This window comes from Streptomyces sp. 13-12-16 (genome assembly GCF_002114215.1).
Lineage (GTDB): Bacteria > Actinomycetota > Actinomycetes > Streptomycetales > Streptomycetaceae > Streptomyces.
Genome location: NZ_NCTE01000998.1, coordinates 1 through 409 on the forward strand (window position 1 = coordinate 1; position 409 = coordinate 409).

General features: G+C 72.6%; 1 protein-coding gene. It reads right to left on the reverse strand.

The features are described 5' to 3' along the window. Window positions 1-22: 22 nt before the first annotated feature. On the reverse strand, window positions 23-409 hold a 387-nt coding region (locus tag B7767_RS33890), incomplete at its 5' end, for an SCO4225 family membrane protein (RefSeq protein WP_306298020.1).

Here is a 409-nt window from a genome sequence, read left to right on the forward strand (position 1 = left end):
CGGCCCGCGGTGGCGTCCGCCATCAGGATGCCGGGTCCGGGTTGTTCCCGCGGCGCAGCGCACGAGCGCACCAGCCGATGATCACGGCGTTGATCAGTGCTCCGAGGAGGATGGAGAGCAGGAACGTCGTGTCGGCTTCGGGCAGGAGGAACAGCAGTACGACGCTGGTCGGGGCGGTGGCGAACAGGGGGACGACGGCCGCCATGGACTCGTCGGAGGCGGTCACGATGGCCCATCCGAGCAGCAGTGCACAGCCCGTCAGGTAGATGCGGGCGGCGGTGCCGAGGGCGCGGCGCACGCCGCGTAGGACGGGCAGACCTGGGCGGGGCATGGTGGTGGGCTCCTGGAGGGTGATGGCCGGTGGGCTGTCAGGCGGGGGAGTGGGGCGGGTTGGGGCGGGGGAGGGCGG